Consider the following 21,763-nt stretch of genomic DNA (forward strand, 5'->3'; position numbering starts at 1 on the left):
CAGAAAGATGACGACTGAGAGCTATCGCTATGAACGCCCTGGAAACCCTGAATCAATCTGTTTTTTTTGCGCTTAACGCGCAGCCTGGCGCCGCGGAGAGTCTGCTGTCGCTGGCGCGTGTTTGTGCCAGCGGTATCGTGTTTATGATGCCGGCGATCGCGCTCGGTCTGTGGTTTCTCGGTGGTCGCGAGGGGCACCGCCAGGCGCTGTTTATGACCCTGTCCGTGGTCATTTCCCTCGGGTTGGGGATGGTGTGCGGGACGCTCTGGTTCCATCCGCGGCCGTTTATGATCCCCCTCGGCCATACCTGGATAAGCCATCCGGCGGATAATAGCTTCCCCAGCGATCACGGTACGGTGATGTTCAGCGCCGCGTTTGCGCTGTTGTCGCTACGCCTGCGGGCGCTTGGCCTGCTGGTGCTGCTGGCTGCGCTGCCGGTGGCCTGGTCGCGCATCTATCTTGGGGTACATTTTCCGCTGGATATGGTGGGCGCGGCCCTGGTCTCCATCGGTGGGGTCATCGTGGCGAAGCGGGTCTGGCAGGCGGTCGGCCCACGGCTGGTGCTGCTGTGCGAGGCCGTCAGCCGGCGGATGTTCTCCTGGCTGCCGGCGCGCTTTACGCCGTAGCCTCAGCGACGAGGCCGTCCGGCACGGGCGGCGCGGCGGTACAGCGTGCTGCGAGCGATACCCAGCATCTGTGCCGCCCGGCTGACGTTACCGTTGACGCTGGCCAGGGTATCGACAATCAACTGCTCGTCATGGGCCTGCAATCCCCCGCGCGGCAGCGGCGCAGGCGCGGTGCGATACGCCTCCGGCAGCGCGTCGGGCGTCAGCGTGTCGCCCTCATCGGCCAGAGCCAGCATCACCTTCAGGACGCTCTGCAGCTGGCGCACGTTTCCCGGCCACGGCAGCTGGCTGAGGTGGACCAGCAGTGCATTTGAAAGCGTCACCCGGCGTGAAACACCGCCCAGATCGCGCCACAGCGCGGCGATAAAGGTTTCCAGCATCGGCCACTCGCGCAGCGGGGGCAGCGCCAGGGCGTACTCCCGCAGGCGCCACAGCAGATCTTCACGGAATTCGCCGGCGCTGACCCGTTGCGTCAGATTGCGGTGGGTGGCGCAGATCAAGGCGAAGTTCACCGGCACGCTGCGGCTGGCGCCCAGCGGCGCCACCTCTTTCTCCTGCAACACCCGCAGGAGCCGCGTCTGCAGCGCCAGCGGCATATCGCCGATCTCATCAAGAAACAGTACCCCGCCCTCAGCCTCGCGGATTTTACCGATATAGCCGTTTTTGCTGGCGCCGGTAAATGCCCCCGGCTGGTAGCCGAAGAGCTCGGATTCGATCAGCGATTCCGGGATGGCCGCGCAGTTGATGGCGACAAATTTGCCGCTGCGCCAGCGGCTGTGCTGATGCAGCGTGCGGCTAACATACTCTTTGCCGCTGCCGGTTTCCCCCTCAATGCAGAGCGCAATGCCGGCGTTGAGCAGCCGCAGCAGCTTTTCGCCTTCGCGCGGACTGGTGAAGGGGAGATGCATGGCCGGCGGGGCGCTTACCGCGACCCGGCGGCGGGTGGGCTCCCGCAGGCGATAGTGATAGCGGCCCTGCGGGGTGGTCAGCGGCAGCGGGACGCTGACCGCCGTTTGCGCCAGCGTCGGAAAAAGCGACGCAAAGGTAAGCTGGCCAAACTGCGCCGCGTTCAGGCCGAACTCGCGCATCGCCAGCCGGTTGCCGGCGGTGAGGACGTTGTCAGAGAAGACCAGCAGCAGCTCCTCGACGCTGTCGAGCTTGTCCACCTGCTGGTGCAGGCTCATCAGCCACTGTTCCGGATGCAGGCTCTGTTTCACCCACAGATATTCAATCTGCTTTGCCGCCGCCTTCACCCAGCCGAAGGTGTGCTGGTGGGGAAAATCCGCCGGGCCGGAAATATCCAGCACGCCGGCAATGCTTCCGTCCGGCCGCTGGAGCGGCATCGCCGCACAGTACAGATTCTGGTTGCGGGTGAGAAAGTGCTGGCGGCCATCGATTTCGCAGCCGTCGTCAATGACCAGCGCGGTGCCAATGGCATTGGTCCCGCGCCCGCTTTCGCTCCACAGGTTACCGGGGGCCAGCGCGACGCGCTGAGCCTTCAGCATCGCCTGGGTATCGCCGACGGTGTGCAACACCAGGCCGCTGGGGTCGGAGAGGATCACCACCGACTGCAGGTCAGCCACCTGGCGCGACAGCGCCTCCACCATCGGCTGCGCCAGCTGCTGCAGGCTGCGGTGGCTGGCGAGCCGGTCCGCCAGTTCCCCGGCGCGCAGACGGGGAAAATCCTCGGTAGCGGGATCCAGACCATAGCGCTGGCAGCGAGACCACGAATCGCTGAGCAGGGGGTTAGCGTTAACCTCTGGTGCGAGAAGATAGGGATTGCCTGGCACAGGGCACCTCAGGGTCGATGTTGCTGTGTTGCAATATTGTAGCTATTTGGTTTATTTGGTGTTGCGATTTGCGACACATAAGTGGACATCCGTGCGACAGCGCTTGCCCGTCTGGTAAATAAATCATCCTAACTCATTAATAAATAATATAAATTATTGGCAATAAAAAACTGGCATAACCCCTGCAAAGTAAGAAGTGTTCGGCGGCAAGTTTAAAAAATCAATATGCCGCCGCGTCTCAACCCTACAGAAGGAGATTTGCGATGCGTTATGCACACCCTGGCCAGCCCGGCGCCCTGGTTTCATTTAAATCTGCTTACGGCAACTTTATTGACGGTAAATTTGTCGAGCCGCTGAGCGGTGAATTCTTTATGAATACCTCCCCGGTCGACGGCAGCAACATTGCGCAGTTTCCCCGCTCGGACGCCAAAGACATTGAGTTCGCCCTCGATGCCGCTCACCGTGCGGCGCCAGCGTGGGGTAAAACGTCAGTGCAGCAGCGCTCCAGGCTGCTGCTACAGGTCGCCGATCGTATTGAACAGCACCTTGAGTATCTGGCCGTCGCGGAGAGCTGGGACAACGGGAAACCGATCCGCGAAACCCTGAATGCCGACCTGCCGCTGGCGGTGGACCATTTCCGCTACTTCGCCGGCTGCCTGCGCGCCCAGGAGGGGAGCACCGCCGAGATTGACGAAACGACGGTGGCCTATCATTTCCATGAACCGCTGGGGGTGGTTGGACAGATTATCCCGTGGAACTTCCCGCTGCTGATGGCCGCGTGGAAGCTGGCCCCGGCCCTGGCGGCGGGTAACTGCGTGGTGCTCAAGCCGGCTGAACAGACGCCGCTGAGCATTACCCTGCTGCTGGAGCTGATCGGCGATCTGTTCCCGGCCGGGGTGCTTAACGTGGTGCAGGGATTCGGCAAAGAGGCGGGCGAGGCGCTGGCCACCAGCAAGCGTATCGCCAAGCTGGCGTTTACCGGCTCCACGTCGGTCGGCCGGCACATTCTCGCCTGTGCGGCGGAGAATATTATCCCGTGCACTGTCGAGCTGGGAGGAAAATCGCCCAACATCTACTTTGCCGACGTGATGGACGGCGAAGAAGAGTTTATTGAAAAGGCGGTGGAGGGGCTGGTGCTTGGCTTCTTCAACCAGGGTGAGGTCTGTACCTGCCCGTCGCGGGCGCTGATCCATGAATCCATCTATGAACCCTTTATGGCGCGGGTGATGGATAAAGTGGCGCAGATCCGCCGTGGCGATCCGTTAGATACCAACACCATGATCGGCGCGCAGGCTTCCCGCCAACAGTTCGATAAGATCCTCTCCTATATTCAGATTGCCCGCGAAGAGGGCGGACAAATCCTGACCGGCGGCGAGCGGGCGGTCATCGCCCCGGCGCTGGATAACGGTTTTTATATTCAGCCCACGCTGATTAAAGGCCGCAATGATATGCGCAGCTTCCAGGAGGAGATCTTTGGGCCGGTGATCGGGGTGACCACCTTTAAGGACGAAGCGGAAGCGCTGACCATCGCCAATGAGACCCAGTTTGGCCTTGGCGCCGGGGTCTGGACGCGGGATACCAACCTCGCCTATCGTATGGGCCGCGGGATTAAAGCCGGTCGCGTATGGACCAACTGCTATCATATCTACCCGGCTCATGCGGCGTTCGGTGGCTATAAACAGTCCGGCGTCGGCCGGGAAACGCACAAGATGGCGCTGGATGCCTATCAGCAAACCAAAAACCTGCTGGTGAGCTACGGCACCGCGCCACTGGGTCTGTTCTGAGGACATTCCCGCGCGTCTGACCCATCCTCTATCCGCAATCCGTCCGGGTTGCGGATTTTTTTTAACTGCAAAATAACCCTGCTATTTAGTCGACTTTATTGAGCGGCATGACCAATACATTCACGCTGTTGATGTAACATCTTTCACTTGAAAATAAAAAGAGTTCCACAACAAGAAATTATGCGCACTGAGGCGGACACTTGCGCTTCATTTATGTAGAAATGATGAATATTAATACCAGGAAAATTCCTAATTTTCCTCTACTACCGATCGGAAGCACGATAAAACAAGACGACTTTTTGGGCGATTACTTTTAAATTTGTTAATGGCTTTGATCTGTTGTTGTTTGAACGTGTTTAATTACCGTTTGTATAGATATGTAAATTAACATTGAAAAGGCATTTCAAAAATAAATTCTATGACGCCGATAATTCTTAACTTATCCGCAACATTGCGTTGGGTTGCCTTTTGGTGGGACCGGTAATATATTTATTTCGCACACCAAAATAACTCTTTGTCTTCTGTTTTTTATTATTAGCGACACTTTGTCGAAATAAAGCAGAGTGAGAGAGCGTGTGCCTACTATCCTGCGGAAGGAACGCAATGAACATTTACAGGGAGGAACTGATGAGCAGCTTCGCGATAGCCATGCGCTATTGTCGATGACTGTGCGATATATTCGTTAACGATGAGATAAATAATGAAATCCCAACTTCGTATTATGGCAATTCTCATGGGCGCGCTGGTTTCTGGTGCGGCAATTTCTGGCAATACGCAACCGGCAAGATCGACAATGACCGTTAACCCAGGCGCCAGCGCAGGCACTCAGGGTACCGGTGGGCAGGTGATTTTTAACGGCTCTATTACCGACAGCTCCTGCAACGTCGACAGCGGTTCAACCGGCCAGACCGTGGATCTGGGCAAATGGGCCAGCAGCTATTTTACCGGCACCGGCTCCGAAACCACCAAAACTCCCTTCCATATCAAAGTCAAAGATTGCCCGGCCAGCGTGGCCAAGGTTGCGGTGCTGTTTGACGGCGCGCGCGATCAGTCTGATACCACTCTGCTGGCCACCAATGGCGGCGCCACCGGCGTGGCGATCAAGCTGTATGAAGACGACCAGAACACGGCGGTCAGCCTCGGCAAAGTGTCCAAAGATCACCCGGTCGTCGCGGGCGCCACTGCCGGCACCGGCTCTGCTGACCTCGAGTTTTACGCCGACTATGTCTCTACCGGGGCCGTGGCGGCGGGTGATGCCAACGGTACGGCTAATTTCAATATGATTTATAACTAATCTTATTGCGCGTTATTCAGAGCCAGTTCATTGCATCTGGATCCATAGCAGTCTGTTGAAACGTTAATGGCGAAGCAGTCGCGATATATATTCGTGACGGTATTGTTGTTCCTGCTAATTATCTCAGTGGTTACTGGCTCTGTTATTTGCTGCTTTATTTTATTGTCTGTTCAACCTTTACCTGATGGTTATTAATGATGAAGAAAATAATTGCCGTTGCGGCCTTTCTGCTGTGCTCCACAGCAGCGCAGGCCGGTATTGTCATGGGTGGAACCCGTGTGATTTATCAGGAAGGGAAGCGTGAAGCCGCTATTTCAGTCACCAATGCCGATACCCATACGCCGTATCTGGTGCAGTCGTGGGTGGAAAATTACGCGGAAAATGACAAGAGCAAGGTGCCCTTTATTGTGACCCCACCGCTGTTCCGTCTCGATCCGGAGCAGAATAACGTCCTGCGTATTAACTTTATTGGCGCGTCGCTACCCGGCGATCGTGAGTCGGTGTTTTGGCTGAACGTCAAAAGTATTTCTCCGACGCCGCAGGGCGAGGTGAATAAGCTGCAGGTCAATATTAAGTCGAAATTCAAAATCTTCTATCGGCCCAATGGCCTGGCGGGCGACCCGGCAAAAGCCTGGCAGCAACTGAAGTTTACCCAGTCCGGCGGTCATCTGACGGTGGCAAACCCCACCCCGTATTTTGTCTCTTTTTACTCCGTCGCGGTGGGCGGGCAGAGCATCGACGAGCCAGGCATGGTGGCCCCCTTCGGCCAGAAAACGTGGCCGGTGAGCGGGCACGGCACCGTCAAATGGCGGGCGATTAACGACTACGGCGGTATCAGCGATTTCGCCCAGCAGTAATTCCCTTTGTGATGATATGACCGGACGGCGCCAGCATGAAAAGAACAACAACAGCGAAGGTGCGGGAATATGCCGCAATGCCAGTGGCCGCCAGCCGGGCACTGGCGCTGGCGACGGTACCGACGATGATGTTTTGTCTCAGCCCGCTGAACCGGGCGCTGGCCGACGACTATTTTGACCCGGCGGCGCTGGAGTTTGCCGATCCGCAGCAGCAAACCTCCGACCTGCACTATTTCGCCAAACCCGGCGGGCAGCAGCCGGGTACTTACTCTGTCACCGTGGTGGTTAACGACCAGGAGCTGGGCCAGGCCGATATTACGTTTGTTGACGATGGCGGGAAGCTGCAGCCGGTGCTGACGCCCGCTCAGCTGGCGGATTATGGGGTCAACGTCAGCGCCTTTCCCGTCTTTCAAACGCTGCATGAAGGAGAGACCTTCACTCGTATCGAGAAGTTTATTCCCGATGCCAGCAGTCGGTTCACCTTTTCTAACCAGCGCCTGACGTTGAGTATTCCCCAGGCGGCGATGAATGTGCAAAGCCGCGGCTATGTCGATCCGTCGCGCTGGGACGATGGCGTGCCCGCCGCGTTTGTTGATTACTATTTTTCCGGTGCGCAGATCAAGAGTGCCGATGACGGGGAGAGTAGCCGCTCGAACTACCTCAATTTACGCAGCGGCGTGAACCTGGGCGCCTGGCGGCTGCGCAATGTTTCCTCGATGCAGTACGACCAGCAGCGTCGGCACTGGGATTCACAGAGTACCTGGCTGCAGCGCGACGTCCGCTCGCTGAAGAGTCTGCTGCGGATCGGCGATACCTATACCACTGGCGATGTCTTTGACAGCATCCCCTTTCGCGGCGTCCAGTTGATGTCTGACGATGAGATGCTCCCGGACAGCCAGCGCGGCTTTGCCCCCACTATCCGCGGCGTGGCGCACAGCAATGCCAAAGTGACCGTCTCTCAGCACGGGTATGTGATCTACGAGACCTTCGTGTCGCCGGGGGCATTTGCCATCAGCGATCTTTACCCCACCTCGCAGAGCGGCGATCTGGAGGTAAAGGTGACCGAGAGCAATGGCGCCGTGCGCACCTTCACTCAGCCCTATTCCGCAGTTCCTTTTATGCTGCGCGAAGGGCGCGGCAAATTCAGCCTTAGCGCCGGGCGCTACCATTCGGGGGCGGATACCGTCCGCTCGCCGGAATTCCTGCAGGGAACCCTGTTCTACGGTCTGTCGGCGGGATTTACTCTCTACGGCGGTACGCAACTGGCGCAGGACTATCAGTCCTGGGCGCTGGGCCTGGGTCGCGGCTTCGGCGAGTTCGGGTCGCTGGGAGGCGACGTAACCCAGGCCGTCACCCGCACGCCGTCGGGCAAGCGCTACGAGGGCCATTCGCTGCGCACCCAGTATCAGAAAGATTTTGTCAGCTCGGGGACCTCGTTTAGCCTCGCCAGCTACCGCTACTCCTCCAGCGGTTATTACGATTTTGCCGAAGCCAGCGCGCTGGAAAGCGAGCAGGGGCAGGTGGACAACCGGCGTCGCCGGGAAGAGCTGTCGGTGACACAAAGCCTTGGCGGCCTCGGCAGTCTGGCGATCTCCGCCTGGTCGCAGGATTACTGGCACCGGCAGAGCCGGGATGAGACGGTACACCTCGGGTTCTACAGCGCCTGGAAGGGGATCTCCTGGGGCGTGGGCTATTACTACACCCGCGCCAGCAATCAGGAAAAAAATGACCGTTCCTGGTCATTTAATATCAACATCCCGCTGGGCGGCCCGCTGTCCGACAGCGCGGTAAGCTATAACACCACCTCGGACAGCAATGGCTATACCTCGCAGCAGGTCTCGCTGTATGGCGCGGTGCCGACGCGGCCAAATCTGTTCTATTCGGTCCAGCAGGGCTATGGCAACCAGGGGCGAGGCAGCAACAGCAGCGTCGCCATGGACTACCACGGCGGCTTCGGCAACGCCCAGCTCGGCTATCGTCATGACGCCGCCAGCAACCAGCTGACCTGGGGAGGCGCCGGCTCGGTGGTCGCGCATCCGCACGGCGTCACCTTCGGCCAGACGGTGGGCGAGAGCTTCGCCATCGTCCGCGCGCCGGGGGCCGCTGGGGTGGCGGTACAAAACGGCAACAATGTGCACACCGACTGGCGCGGCTATGCCGTGGTGCCATCCCTGACCGCCTACCGGAAAAATGTCATTACCCTCGACACAGAGTCGATGGCCGACGATACCGACGTCGATCAGGAGGGGCAGACCGTGATCCCCGGCGGCGGCGCGGTGGTGATGGCCAACTACCGGACCCACATTGGCAACCGGGTGCTGTTTACCCTGCGCAATGCCCAGGGGCCGTTGCCGTTTGGCGCCAGCGCGCGGCTGGTCACGGCGGAGGAGAGCGGCAATGCGCCGGGCGGCATGGTGGCTGACGGTGGGCAGGTGTACCTCAGCGGCGTGCCGCAGGAGGGGACCCTGGCGGTGAGCTGGGTCGTTAACAACCAGTCGCAGAGCTGCACGCTGCATTTTCAACTTCCGGATAACCCACAGCAGAGTCTGAATACGGTGAAAACCGTCTCCGGGCTGTGCCAGACACGCTGAGGCGGCTATGAAATCTGTTTTTCGTCTACTTCCTGTTCTCTTTCTGCTGGCGCTGAGTGGTTACCTCCCCGGCGTGCGGGCTGAAACCTGCCGCGCGAATATCGGCCAGACCACGGTCAATATTCCTAATATCAAGTATTTACCCACGCTGCCGGTCAATACCCAGATGACCAGCGCGATGGCGGATAACGGCAGCGGGATCCCCTTTTCCTGCGACCTGCAGCTGCCGACGGCGAGCGCCAAACGCATCGTCTATAAGCAACTGAAAACCGGCGGCTCGCCGGTGGTGATTAACGGACAGCACGTCTACCCCAGCGCCATCGACGGCATCGGTTACTCGCTCAGCTTTCAGTGCGCGGGCGGCCCGATGCGCGCTATCGACGGCAGCCACTCCGCGGGCGGCGAGTCGGTGGTGGTGTGCGACAGCGCAATGCTTCCGGCGCTGATGACGCAGCAGCAAACCACGGTCAGGATCGCGGTGACCTTCTATAAAACCGGGACGGTGCAGCTGGCGGACGGGACGCACACCAACTCGCCGTCGCTGCCGCAGGTGGGGGAGATGACCATTGAGCAGCAGGCCAGCGGGAGCGCCAGCTATGTCGCCAGCGCGCCGGTCAGTATTGATATGGCGGCCCTGAACGTGGACATCGGCAGCAGCGGCAGCTGTCAGGTAGCGACGTCGACGATCCAGGTCACTCTGGGCACGGTAAACCGGGCGGAGTTTCACGGTAAAGGGAGTACCGGCGGCCAGGCGAAGCGCTTTTCGATCCCGGTGTTCTGCCCGTCGCCGACCGACGTGCGCATCGGCTTTTTCGGCGTCAGCGTGGAGAGCGATACCCTGGCCCTGAGCAAGGCCAGCAACAGCGCCAGCGGCGTCGGCGTGAAGCTGACCTACGGCAATAACCCCGGCGCGGCGGTCTCTGATGGCACCAGCGTTAAGATCAATGAGGCCAGCAACTTGCCGATCCTGAAAAGGGTGACCGGCGCCAACGCCGGTACCGCCGAAGCGATCAATTTTAACGCCCAGTATGTGCAGACTGACGCCACGGTGGGGGCGGGCACGGCCAACAGCATGGTTACCTTCGCCCTGGAGTATAACTAACCCGGTGCGGCGTTATTCAAAGGTCACGGTGATTTTGGCCGTCGCGGAAAAAGGACCCAGCTTCGGCGTTCTCGACAACCAGAGCAGCCCCGCCGTATAGGTGCTCGCGAGGGTCGCGCCAGTTGCCAGCGTAAAGTGAATCGGAGCATTCATCTCAATACGTGGAAGCATGCTGGCGTTTGGCGAGATGACGATGCCGAAGCCGCTATCCGGCTGTGGCAAAATAATGGCGCTCTCCTGTACCGTATTGGTGGAGCTAAACGTAGTCAGCATAGGTTCGGTCCCGCATTCACTGCCGTTACCCTGCTTGACCAGACCATAGGTGACGGTAAATGGGCGTGTTTTTTCATAGTAGCCCGGTCGGGCGTTACCGGCAGGAATATCGCCAAAGTTAATTTCGCTTGGCGAAATAGATACCGTGGGGACGCAGGCCATCGTGCTGATACGGTTCAGGCCGGTAATGAAAAGATTATAGTTGGCGCCAGCGGTGCCGTTACGTAGACCGCCTTGACCATCTACCTGAAAAAGCGACAATTTAAGGTTATCGGCTATTTTACCATCCCCGGTCACGCTGCGGCCCGTCGAGACGATATAGACCTGGTAAACCAGGCTGAATGTCTGCGCAATGGCCGGGGACTTGCAGGTATTACCGCTTTTATCACACAGCGTCGCCGGGCCAATCTCCACGGATGTTTTATTTTGTAGCAGATGGTCGACGCCGTTGTAAGTAATGCCTATTTGGATAAAGTTGGGCAAGCTGCTGGCTTTATTTTCCGGATCCAGCCAGAAATAAGCGCTTTCACCGTTCGGAAAATTATCAGTATCTTCGCAGGTGAAGGTGGCGGTAATAGGACTGGAGACCCATATCTTTTTATTGGCAATAAGCTCGCTGCTGGAGACTTTAATGATGTTCTCGATATTCACGACTTCGCTGATCGTGGACGAGGTGGTCTTGCAGGTCAGCGCCTGCGCCGGGAAGGCGCTCAGCATGAACAGAACGGAAAGCCATGTCAGAAATAACGTATCGCTAAGTCGGCGCATAATTACCTCGTGGGGGTTACTGTGCAGATTAAGGATAATTCACGCCAGGCCGTCGCCTGCTGAGGCTCCTGGCGCAGTTCGGGCAGGGTGATTTCGCAGCTTTGCTGGTGCGTTTCGCCCCATTTCATCTGCAGCTTTTCGCCTGAATCGACGCCGCTGACATAAACTTCCCCTCCCGGGCCGACCAGACCATTGCTGATCCCACTGGCGCGATAGAGCTGTGCGCCCAATGGTGGATAGCTCCCGTCGGCGAGGGTGGTATGGATCAGCACGCTATATCCCCGGAATGTATCAAAGCGCACCCGGGTAATTGCCCCGCGGGTAGGCACGGTATCCGCCACTGCGTTAGGGACATCAAGAAAGGCATCGAAGTCCTGAGGGTTGAGAGCGACAGAATTGACCCGATAGGGAACGCTTTGTGGTACGACAGCGTAGCCGAATGGATCGATGCGCACGCCGGTCTGATTCTCTATCCCTACCCCCTGAGCGTCTTTGGCTTCCACCAGCGCAAAGGTTGATCCCAGCGGTTGAGAGAGGGTAACGCCGCCGCGGTGTGCCACCACGCCGCCGCTCAGATTCAGACTCGCCTGACGGTTGCTTTTGCTGTAGGCGTAGCCGGTATATAGATTACCGTACTGGCCGAGATAACCCAGGCTGGCGCTGTTGGTGGTATGGCTGGTGTCGTCATAGGCGCTGGTGACGGCCCAGCTCAGGCGACCATCATCGAGCAGAGCGCCGTTTACCCCAGCCTGCCCGGAAGTGCCAGAAGATTTACTGTGGGCGAGGGTAAATGCGGTATTGATCCGGCGGTTTTCTTGCAGAGTAAAAGGGATGGAAACGCGCAATGTGATGCTGTTGTCGTCATGCGTGAAGTGGCTACGCGTATTCTGATAGTACAGACCATAGTTCACGTTATGGATAGTGGTATTAAAGCCCGCTTGCAGAGAGATATCGCTTCCTGAGCTATTCCAGTAATTTTGCTGGCTGAAGTTAAGGAAGAAAGCGCTGTTCTTACCGAGAGTTTGCCGGGCAGAAATATCAAAGCGATGCTTTTTATTATAAAACCAGGACGTGTAATAGTGTTGGGGAGCGCTTGCCTGCCAGCTTTCGTCTTCGTCTGAGGGCCAGTAATCATTTTCGTACAGGCCATTGTGCCAGCGTCGACGCTCGTTAACCGCATCGCTGAGGCTATAATAACCTGCGGTTGAGTAACGGTAGCCCGCGATTTGAAAGTCGGTCTTGCTCGATAAAAAGGATTTAGCATACAGAAAACGCACGCTCCCTCCCTGCTTGCGCTGGCCACTCGCCAGCGTCGTTCCCGCCAGCGTATAGTCGGCTGAGAGGGCGCCAATCTCCCCCAGATTGCTACCGACGCCAAAGGCGCCGGCGCGATAGTTCTCTGCTGCAAGGGCGCCACCGTATAGTGTGAAGGTATTATTCAGGCCATAAGAGAGCGAACTTTGCATCAGGGCGGGAGCATAGCCGTCAGCGCCGTCATGATACTTCCCCGCCGACAGCTGATAATTCCATTGGCCTGCCCGCACCAGCTGTGGCAGGGTGGTGTAAGCGACAGTAAAGGTCGTCTGGCTACCGTCGGCTTCAATGACGGTCACGTAGAAATCACCGCTGCGGTTAACGGCGCTGATATCATTTAGCTCAAAGGGACCGGCTGGGACGTTCTCGCTGTAAATCAGATAGTTGTTCTGCCGTACTTCCACCCGGGCATTGCTGTTGGCCACACCTCGAATGACCGGCGCGAAGCCGGTCTGGCTGCTGGGGCGCATTTCGGCGTCGGTGCCAAGCTGTACGCCGCGAAACTGGACGCTATCGAAGACGCTGTTGTCGGTACTGGTCTGGCCGACGACAAGCCGGCTGCGCCAGGGAATGATGTTCGTTTCCGCCCAACTGGCGATACTTTGCCACTTATCCGCCTGCCCGCTGAACTTATTCCAGTAAGCATTATTGCGAAATCGCCACGATGCAATATTGATCCCGCTGTTTAGCGAAAGATATTGATACTGGTGACTGCCCCTGTCGCCATTATTGGCATCGGTAGAATAGCTGTAGTTGACGAAAGCAGCGTTAATACCTTCATCAAAGCGCATGGGGGAAACATAGTCACGGGGATAGTGCTCAATATATTGCTGAGGGATATGAATGATCAGCCGATGATTAGCGATATCCAGCTGTTGCTCTGCCTGGCCGATCGTCTGCGATAGCGCGAAACAGGGCTGGTGGTCATCATTAATCTTGACTCCATAGCGGATATATTCCGCCGCGCTCAGGCAGGGGGCCAACCCGCCGTGTGCGCTATCCTCTGAAAAGCGAACGGGACGACTGTCCACTAGCAGATCGTTAATGTAAATATTAACGTCATAGGTGCCCGGTATGACGTCGCTATCGCTGGCGACAAACTGATTAAAAGCCAGCGGGTCGATACCGTTCACAAACTGGGCATTGTAGCGTTCCGCACTGTCTGCCGGTAACGTGACGGAGATTAACCATGCGCTGGCAAAATAGCGTAATTTAATATCGTCCATCACTCTATCTCCCTAAAGAGGTGCGACGTTTATTTTTTTATTGGAATATCAACAACGGCGCCGTAATCATTAATATATTTCATTTTGTGCAAGCGCTGCATGCTTGCGATATTGACAGCGTGATGACTGTACGGCAGCAACATAAAATTTTTCAGAGGATAGATTTTGCCTTTGTTATCGATCACCTCGGCATTAATAACAGTAACATGCAGTGGACTGTTGTTAGTAAAAGATAACGTGTTAGCGCTTTGCTGCCACTGCAGATTTTCAACAGCTTTGGTCAACGATGTGGCAATCCCTTGCGGGCGATAAAATAGTTTTAATCGGGTGCGAATCGCGAACTGCAGAATGTTATTCCCCTCAGGCGCAGGAGGGACCTCCTGAATATTCACCCAAAACAGACTTTCCCTGTCGACAGGAAGACCGGTTCCTGAGTAAATAAAGCGAAGTTGTGCCGATTGCTCGGGGCGTAATTTGACCAGGGGCGGCGTTGCCACAATGGGTAAGCCGCTGCTGGGGGTCTCCGGACCCGTATCAAGCCAGGTCTGGACGATATAGTTTTTGCTGCTTCGGTTGTTAATTTTCAGACTGGCCGATTTATCTTTGCCCGAATAAATGACCCGTGAGGCATCGATGGTAATGGCCGCCTGGGTCTGAAAAGCCAAAGCGCCTATGATCACTGCCAGCAGCGTTTTCATATCTTACCCCTTATCCGCGTCGTGCCGTCCCTGGCCAAGAGTTAGTTCTGCATAATGGTAAACCTGGCGGTCGCATTGCCGTCGCCAGCTTTGACGTTTGTTTTATCCCAGGTGTAGTAATAGGCTTTCAGGTTGAAGGTACCGGAGCCGCCATCGGCATCGATCGTAATGCTCGGGTCGACGTCGGGATCGAAAGGTTTATCGAGCGTGACTGGGGTATTATCGCGGGCGGTTAGCTTAATGCCGACTTTTTCAGCCGAATCCGGATCCGCATCGAGAGCCAGTACGTTAGTGATAGGCGCGTCGGTGGCTGATGCGCCGTCGAGCACAATATAGTACGTGCCCTCTTCACAATTTTTGACGCTAATATTGACCCCAACTTCTGGTCCGGTACCATTGGTATCATTTTTTAATTTAGACAGCGGAACAGAGCCCATCTTAACCTCAATGACACCTTGCGCATTGGCGCCTTCCAGTTCGCAAGTTGAGTTGACAATTTTACCGACAAAATTCAGCGTACCGTCCGCCGCAGTGGCATAGTGTGAGGTCAAGCCGACGAGTGCCATTGCCAGGCAAAGTGATTTCATTTTCATAGCCAATTCCTTCTGTTGTGACCCTGGGAAGCTAATAGCCAGGCATACTCATTGACGCTGCGTAAGCCGTTAGCTCTGTTGTTGTGATAGCCATAAAGCGTACTTATCCCCCCTCCAGGGAGTGCAGGAAATGATACAGACCTGCGATATTGCGGACATTGAGTTTCTGGTAGATGTTTCTCCGATAGTGACTGATCATCATATTGCTAAGATCGGTGGCCTGAGCAATTTTTTTATTATTTAAACCTGAGATGATGTAGGGGAGAAGAGAGTCCTCCTGTTTCGTAAGTTTAATATTGACACAACTGTCCAGCGAGCTAATTGATTTTCTGAACACTTTAATACAGCGATGATCAGACGCATTCTGTAAATATTTCTGCAGCCGTTGGGTAACATCTATATAATCAAGCACGATCGTCGAAATAGAGTTTATGATAATGTTTTCGACTGGATCGGCAAGAATCTCACTTTTAACGACAAAAACGATATCGCCATGAATGATCTTTTTTTTACGATAGAGCAGTGCGGCTAATTGTTGAATGTCCGGGTGGCTATAGTCCACGATAATGGTTCTGGCTATGGTTAGACTTTTCTCATTCACGTCAGAAATATTATCCAGAAACAATGCTTGACTATACCGACGTTGAGCACTCATGGTCATGTTAACAAGAGACCGGATGCCGTTAATAAAAAATTTATTGGCGGAAATGATAATAATCATAATGTATTTCCTTATACACTGCTTCTGTAACTAAGTATTACTGCTGGAGGAGGGAGGAGTAAATAAGATGATAAGCAGGATCATTAGAAAAATCCTAACGAAAGTTGTTGCATGAAGTGTTTTTAGTTATTAATCAGAAGGTTGTGATTTAACATTCAACTATTAAATCATAAGGGGAAGGTAAAACAAGCGATAAGAAATAATATATTAAACGTATGGCCAGCAATAAAATATGAATGTGCTGCGGGGCATTTTACTGAAAGTCAAAACAACCAGCAAGCTCGTAGCGAGAAAGAAGATTAATTATCATTTTGCCCCACGCCGGGTTGTATGTCCCGATGATTAAAAATAGGATGAATGCCCTGGCACATGCTGCGGATGGTGTTGACTGATAAGCGGCCGATCACCCCGGCGCGAAAACCCGATAACGATAAGGATGGCGAGATGAAACTGACGGTGGGGCTGGCGCTGACGCTGGCGATAATGACCTGCGGCGCCCAGGCGCGTGATATGCAAACCATCGAGCACAGCGGTGAGCTGAAGGTGGGCGTGCCGGGCGATTATGCCCCGCTGGCGTTTCGCAATGCCGCCGGCGAGCTGCAGGGCTATGACGTGGACATGGCCCGCGATCTCGGGCGCACGCTGGGGCTGAAGGTGAGCTTCGTCTACACCAGCTGGCCCGTGCTCGCCGCCGATCTGCAGGCGGACAAGTTTGATATTGCGATGGGCGGCGTGACGCAGACTCCGGCGCGGGCGAAGGACTTCGCCCTCAGCCACCCGGTAGTGGCAAACGGTAAAATCGCCTTAGCCAACTGCCAGGCCGCCCCGCGGCTCGGCTCGCTGGAGAAGATTGACCGCCCGGAGGTGAAGGTGGTCGTCAACCCTGGCGGCACAAACCAGAGCTTTGTCGATGAGCATATTAAGCAGGCGCAGATCATTCGCGTGCAGAACAACGTCGACAACCTGGAGGCGCTGCGGCAGAAAACGGCCGATATGATGGTGACTGACCTGATCGAAGGCGACTACTACCAGAGCAAAGAGCCCGGCGTGTTCTGCGTTGCTAACGAAACGCCGTTTGCCGGCACCGCCAGCGACAAAGTGTATATGATGAATAAAGATAACCCGGCGCTGCTGGAGAAAGTGAACCAGTGGCTGGATAGCCAGGACAAAGAGGTTCTCAAACGGAAGTGGAAAATTCGCGGTTAACCGCTGAGCTAAGAGGGGAGAGGGTCTCCCCTGCGATTCAGAGAATATCATCCACCACGCCGCCGTCGACGCGCAGCGCGGCGCCGGAGGTGGCCGATGCCTGCGGCGAGCAGATGTAGACCACCATATTGGCGACCTCTTCCACCGAGGCCGCCCGCTGGATCACCGAACTCGGACGATGGGTCATGACAAATGCTTTCGCCAGTTCCTCCAGCGACTGGCCGGTTTTCGCCACGTCGTCTTTCAGCATTTCGGCAAAGCCGTCGGAAATCGTCGGCCCAGGCAGAACGCTGTTAACGGTCACTCCGCTGCCGGCGACATATTTCGCCAGGCCGCGGGCCAGCGACAGCTGCGCGGTCTTGGTCACGCCATAATGGATCATGTCCGCCGGGATATTGCGCGCCGATTCTGAGGAGATAAACACCACCCGCCCCCAGCCTTTACTGACCATCGCCGGGAGCAGCCCCCGCGACAGGCGTACGCCGGACATGACGTTGGTCTGCCAGTAGTTGTCCCAGGTCGCGTCGTCGGTGGCGTAGAAATCCTGCGGGCCATAGATCCCGGCATTATTGACCAGGATATCGACGCCGGTCACCGCCCGCAGCAGCTGCGCTGCGCCGTCGGCGTCGCTGAGGTCGGCGATGGCGGGGCGCGCCTTCACGCCCGGCACCTCATTTTGCAGACGAGCGATCGCGGCGTTCACGCTTTGCTCGCTGCGCCCGTTAATGATGACCTCTGCACCGCTCTCCGCCAGGCCTTTGGCAATGGCGAAGCCAATCCCCGCCGTGGAGGCGGTGACCAGTGCGACTTTCCCCGCTAAATCAATCTTCATGTTCCTGCCTTCTGGTTATGGATCTCCCATTAAGCGTAGCAGCGGCGGTATGGTTGGGGATCAGTAACCGGCGTGCTTATTGACCAGGTTTTTCAGCGGCAGTCCACGGCGCTGGCGCTGAATGTTCTCCAGCAGCTGGCGGGCGATCACCTCAGCAGGGGCCGCAGAGGCCATATGCGGGGTGATGACCACCTGCGGATGGCGCCACAGCGGATCGTCCGCCGGCAATGGCTCCTGCGGGAAGACGTCGAGCACCGCCCCGGCGAGCTGTCCGCTCTCCAGCGCCGCCAGCACATCTTCATTGACCATATGCTCCCCGCGGCCGCAGTTGATCAACACCGCCCCGGCGGGTAGCTGGTTGAACAGCGGCGCGGCGAGGATACCGCGGGTCTGCGCGGTGAGCGGCAGGAGGTTAATCAGCCCGTCAAGCGATCCAAGGAAGTTGCCGAGCGCCTCCTCGCCGCGATAGCAGGTGACGCCAGCCAGCTGCTTTTCACTGCGCGACCAGCCGGAGACCCGATAGCCGAGGCGGGCCAGCTGGTCAGCGATATAGCCGCCAATTTCGCCCAGACCCATAATGCCGATATGGAAGTCGGCGGCGGCGCGCTGGGGATAGAGCTTCCAGGTTTGGGTTCGCTGGTGGGCCAGCGCCCGGTCGAAATGGCGCTGAAACCACAGGACGCTCCACAGGGCATATTCGAACATGCCGTGGCGAAAATCTTCATCGATCACCCGGCACAGCGGGATCTCGCTGGCGAACAGCGCGGGCGGCAGATGATCGACCCCGGCGGACGCGGCCTGGATCAGCTTCAGCCCCGGCGAGCGGCTCAGCAGCTGCGGGTCCGGGAACCAGCAGCTGGCGTACTGGGCGTCGCGCGCCGCCTGGTGATGGGGCAGAAGCGCCGTGACGTCGGGAAACTGCTGCAGGGCGGCGCAAATATCGCGGGCGAAATCCGCGTCGTTACAATCCACAACGATAGTGATATCAGACATAGGCGTTAGTCTTTGTAAGAGGTATCGAGACGGTCAAGACGGCGCAGCCACGCCTGCCAGACCTGTTGACGTTCATGCTCCACGCCCATCAGCTGCTCGCAGGCGTGCTGGCTGAGGTGCGGAGCGATGGTGTGGATCGGGCTGAGGGCCGCCAGCTGGGCGGTGGCCATCTGGATCTCGCAGGCGCGGTTCAGGTAGTACATGATGTAAAACGCGTCAGCCACGGTGCGGCCCACCGACAGCAGGCCGTGGCTCTGCAGGATCATGGCGATATTATTCCCCAGCGAGCGCTGGATGCGCGCCCGTTCGTCGAGGTCAAAAGCCACCCCTTCATAGGGATGGTAGCCGACGCGCTGGTAAAACTCGGTGCTGATCTGGTTGAGCTGCAGCAGGCCGTCCTCGCAGGCGGCCACCGCCATTCCCGGCAGCGTATGGGTGTGGATCACGCAGTGGGCGTCTTCCCGGGCCATATGCACCGCGCTGTGGATGGTGAACCCCGCCGAGTTAGCTGGCGCGTCGCCCTCTACGACCTTGCCCTGCATATCCACCACGATCAGGTTGCTGGCGGTGACTTCGTCAAACATCATGCCGAAGGGGTTAATTAAAAAACGCGGCTCGCCATCGCCGGGCAGGCGCACGGAGAAGTGGGTGTAGAGGGTATCCTCCCAGCCGAACAGCGCTGCCAGCCGGTAGGCGGCGGCCAGCTGCTGGCGCAGGTGTTGCTCAGTTGCCATTTAGCGTACTCCCATAAATTCACGGATTCGTTGCAGAGAAGGGGCCTCCAGCGGGCTGCGGATCACCTGCGGGGCGATATCGGCCTGCACCACGCCGTTCTCCATCAGCACTACGCGGTCGGAAATCGACAGGGCGAAGTCCATCTCGTGAGTGACAATCAGCATGGTCATGCCTTCGCGGGCCAGCGACTGAATGACCTTCAGTACTTCGCCTACCAGCTCCGGATCCAGCGCCGAGGTTGGCTCGTCAAACAGCATAATGTCCGGCTTCAGCGCCAGCGCCCGGGCGATCGCCACGCGCTGCTGCTGGCCGCCGGAGAGCTGCCAGGGGTATTTGTGGGCATGGGCCAGCAGGCCGACGCGGTCGAGCAGCACCAGGGCCTGTTCTCTGGCGACCGGCTGGTCCAGCAGCTGGTGATAGCGCGGGGCCAGCATCACGTTGTCGAGCACCGTACGGTGGGGGAACAGGTTGAAGCTCTGGAAGACCATGCCGATGCGCCGCACCCCGGCGCGCATCTGGCGCTTATCAACGATGGCTCCGCCTTTCAGATAGTCTTCGCCGTAGAGAATGATCTCCCCGCCATCAATGCTTTCGAGGGCGTTGATGGTGCGGATCAGGGTGGTTTTGCCGGAGCCGGACGGGCCGATGATGCTGATCACCTCCCCGTTCTCCACCTGCAGATCGATGCCTTTCAGCACCTCATGCTGACCCCAGGATTTGCGGATGCCCCGCAGATCGAGCGCTGGCGGCGCGCCGTTGACGGCCGGGGTTTTGATCTCCTCCGTCAGCGCCGGCAGGCTCTGGCGCAGCGCCTGGCATTCCGCCTCGCTGAGGGTTTGCGGACGCTTACGCTGAATATCGAGACGATTTTCCAGCGCCCGGAACAGCCAGGTGAAGACGGTAACCACCATCACGTAGTACACCGCCACCGCCAGCAGGGTCTCCATCACGAGAAAATTCTGCGCATATAAGCGCTGGCCGGTGAGCAGCAGTTCGGGTAAGGAGACCACCGACAGAATCGAGCTCAGCTTAATGATGGTGATGTATTCATTGATCAGCGTCGGCAGCGAGATGCGAAACGCCTGAGGAATAACAATCAGCCGCTGGATGCCGATAAAGCTGAAGCTCAGCGCATGGCCCGCCTCGCTCTGCCCCTTGGCCACCGACAGCAGTCCGCCGCGGTGGATCTCCGCCATATAGGCCGCTTCGGTGACGGTCATCGACACCAGCCCGGCGATAAACGGTACCCCGAGCAGCGGCTGGGTCACCGGAAACAGCTGCGGCAGGTTGTAGACAAACACCAGCAGCACCATCAGCGGCACGCTGCGAAAAAACCAGATATAGAGTTCGACGGGGATCTTGACCCAGCGCGGCGCGGAGAGCTTCGCGCAGGCTAACAGAAAACCGACCACCAGGCCGATCCCCCAGGACAAGGTGCTGACCACGATCACGGTCACACACGCCTGCCAGAATGCTCCAATGCTAAACAATGAAAAAAAGTATCCCCAATCGAACGCCATACTGACTCCTGTTGCGCAGTGCTTATTGTTTTAATCGATGCTTTCTAAGTTGTATTTCTTGATCAGCGCGGCATATTGGCCGTTGGCTTTCAGCGTGGCCAGGGTGGCCTTAATCGCCTCCGCCAGCTCGGTGTTGCCTTTGGCGACGTAGATCCCCAGCGGCAGCGGGTAGACCAGGCGCGTAGAGCTTATCCCCAGGCGGCCGCGGCTCTTGTCGACGATGATCTGCGCCGCCGGGGCAATCTCAAGCTGGGCGCCAATGTTCTTCGACAGCAGCGCCTGCGAGGCTTCCGGCGCCGTCGGGAACTCCTGAATGGTGATGGCCGGTTTGCCGTTTTTCAGGCACCACTCATCGGAGTGTTTTTTCAGGCTGGTCACCCAGGTAGTGCCTGCCTGCAGACCGACCTTCACACCGCAGAGCTCATCTTCGGTTTTCGGCTGCACCGCGCCGCCCTTCAGGGCGATGATCGACGCGCCGGAGAGGGCGTAAGGGATGGCGTCGGCCTGCTTCTGGCGTTCCGGCGTTACGTACATCCCGGAGATCACCGCATCATATTTCTTGCCGATGCCGAGGATCAGGCTGGTGAACTTGGTGTCGATCAGCTGCGGTTTGGCCTGCAGATGTTGGGCGATCAGCGCGGCAAAATCCGGGTCGAGACCGACGATGTTGTTATTGCTGTCATAGGACTCAAACGGCGGGTAGGTGACCTCCATCCCCACCTTAAAGACGCCCTCGGTCAGCAGTTCCGCCGCCTGGGTGACAGGGGAAAAACAGGCGCTGACGGCGAGGGTAAGCGCGACACGGCGCGAGATTTTTTTCAGGGTGCTAGTCATCATGGT

17 protein-coding genes and 1 pseudogene are annotated in these 21,763 nt (G+C 57.5%); 7 read left to right on the plus strand and 11 right to left on the minus strand.

Annotation, left to right across the window (positions count from 1 at the left end; all coding sequences use genetic code 11):
• Positions 1-29 precede the first annotated feature (29 nt).
• Complete coding sequence (locus tag CWM57_RS07930; protein ID WP_074387801.1) at positions 30-626, plus strand: undecaprenyl-diphosphatase; 597 nt, start codon at positions 30-32, stop codon at positions 624-626.
• Between the two features lie 2 nt (positions 627-628).
• Here the strand turns inward: CWM57_RS07930 and CWM57_RS07935 are convergent, their stop codons facing one another.
• A complete protein-coding gene (locus tag CWM57_RS07935) occupies positions 629-2,416 on the minus strand; it encodes a sigma-54-dependent Fis family transcriptional regulator (RefSeq protein ID WP_100632151.1) in 1,788 nt (595 codons plus the stop codon).
• A gap of 263 nt (positions 2,417-2,679) precedes the next feature.
• On the opposite strand from CWM57_RS07935, the gene CWM57_RS07940 reads away from it, so the two are divergent.
• The 5 genes from CWM57_RS07940 to CWM57_RS07960 all read left to right on the plus strand — a co-directional run bounded on the left by CWM57_RS07940 (position 2,680) and on the right by CWM57_RS07960 (position 10,044).
• On the plus strand, positions 2,680-4,200 hold the full coding sequence (locus CWM57_RS07940; protein WP_100675874.1) for an aldehyde dehydrogenase family protein: 1,521 nt from the start codon (positions 2,680-2,682) through the stop codon (positions 4,198-4,200).
• Between the two features lie 700 nt (positions 4,201-4,900).
• A complete protein-coding gene (locus CWM57_RS07945; RefSeq protein ID WP_100632149.1) occupies positions 4,901-5,494 on the plus strand; it encodes a fimbrial protein in 594 nt (197 codons plus the stop codon).
• A gap of 194 nt (positions 5,495-5,688) precedes the next feature.
• Positions 5,689-6,351 carry a molecular chaperone gene (locus tag CWM57_RS07950; protein WP_074387805.1) on the plus strand — a complete coding sequence of 221 codons (663 nt, stop codon included), beginning with the start codon at positions 5,689-5,691 and terminating at the stop codon, positions 6,349-6,351.
• A gap of 77 nt (positions 6,352-6,428) precedes the next feature.
• Complete coding sequence (locus CWM57_RS07955) at positions 6,429-8,942, plus strand: fimbria/pilus outer membrane usher protein (protein WP_100675875.1); 2,514 nt, start codon at positions 6,429-6,431, stop codon at positions 8,940-8,942.
• 7 nt (positions 8,943-8,949) lie between these two features.
• Positions 8,950-10,044, plus strand: a complete 1,095-nt coding sequence (locus CWM57_RS07960; protein ID WP_100675876.1) for a fimbrial protein — start codon at positions 8,950-8,952, stop codon at positions 10,042-10,044.
• A gap of 12 nt (positions 10,045-10,056) precedes the next feature.
• Here CWM57_RS07960 and CWM57_RS07965 read toward each other — a convergent pair whose 3' ends face one another.
• From CWM57_RS07965 to CWM57_RS07985, 5 genes are all read right to left on the minus strand, one after another.
• A complete protein-coding gene (locus CWM57_RS07965) occupies positions 10,057-11,085 on the minus strand; it encodes a fimbrial protein (protein WP_100675877.1) in 1,029 nt (342 codons plus the stop codon).
• A gap of 2 nt (positions 11,086-11,087) precedes the next feature.
• Positions 11,088-13,625: a fimbria/pilus outer membrane usher protein gene (locus CWM57_RS07970; protein ID WP_077268451.1), complete on the minus strand. Its 2,538-nt coding sequence runs from the start codon at positions 13,623-13,625 to the stop codon at positions 11,088-11,090.
• A gap of 29 nt (positions 13,626-13,654) precedes the next feature.
• The gene (locus CWM57_RS07975; protein WP_100632146.1) at positions 13,655-14,323 is read right to left on the minus strand and encodes a molecular chaperone; all 669 of its coding nucleotides are present in this window, start codon (positions 14,321-14,323) and stop codon (positions 13,655-13,657) included.
• A 41-nt stretch (positions 14,324-14,364) separates the two neighbouring features.
• Positions 14,365-14,916, minus strand: a complete 552-nt coding sequence (locus CWM57_RS07980; protein WP_074387809.1) for a fimbrial protein — start codon at positions 14,914-14,916, stop codon at positions 14,365-14,367.
• A gap of 103 nt (positions 14,917-15,019) precedes the next feature.
• Positions 15,020-15,637, minus strand: coding sequence for a LuxR C-terminal-related transcriptional regulator (locus CWM57_RS07985; protein ID WP_100675878.1), 618 nt, complete (start codon positions 15,635-15,637; stop codon positions 15,020-15,022).
• A gap of 353 nt (positions 15,638-15,990) precedes the next feature.
• On the opposite strand from CWM57_RS07985, the pseudogene CWM57_RS07990 reads away from it, so the two are divergent.
• Positions 15,991-16,843 (plus strand): annotated as a pseudogene (locus CWM57_RS07990) (transporter substrate-binding domain-containing protein).
• Positions 16,844-16,880: 37 nt separating this feature from the next.
• Here CWM57_RS07990 and CWM57_RS07995 read toward each other — a convergent pair.
• The 5 genes from CWM57_RS07995 to CWM57_RS08015 are packed head-to-tail and all read right to left on the minus strand — an operon-like array spanning position 16,881 to position 21,757.
• Positions 16,881-17,675: an SDR family NAD(P)-dependent oxidoreductase gene (locus tag CWM57_RS07995; RefSeq protein WP_100675879.1), complete on the minus strand. Its 795-nt coding sequence runs from the start codon at positions 17,673-17,675 to the stop codon at positions 16,881-16,883.
• 60 nt (positions 17,676-17,735) lie between these two features.
• Entirely contained in the window at positions 17,736-18,668 is a 933-nt protein-coding gene (locus tag CWM57_RS08000; RefSeq protein WP_061153609.1) for a 2-hydroxyacid dehydrogenase, read from the minus strand.
• Between the two features lie 5 nt (positions 18,669-18,673).
• Positions 18,674-19,402 (minus strand): class II aldolase/adducin family protein, encoded by a 729-nt coding sequence (locus tag CWM57_RS08005; RefSeq protein ID WP_004899997.1) that lies wholly within the window; start codon positions 19,400-19,402, stop codon positions 18,674-18,676.
• Entirely contained in the window at positions 19,403-20,923 is a 1,521-nt protein-coding gene (locus tag CWM57_RS08010; RefSeq protein WP_074387812.1) for an amino acid ABC transporter permease/ATP-binding protein, read from the minus strand. It abuts the gene before it with no gap.
• Positions 20,924-20,953: 30 nt separating this feature from the next.
• Complete coding sequence (locus CWM57_RS08015; RefSeq protein ID WP_016161662.1) at positions 20,954-21,757, minus strand: ABC transporter substrate-binding protein; 804 nt, start codon at positions 21,755-21,757, stop codon at positions 20,954-20,956.
• Positions 21,758-21,763 lie beyond the last annotated feature (6 nt).

The sequence above is a fragment of the Klebsiella sp. G-Nf4 genome (assembly GCF_002810615.1).
Classification (GTDB): Bacteria; Pseudomonadota; Gammaproteobacteria; order Enterobacterales; family Enterobacteriaceae; genus Klebsiella; species Klebsiella variicola.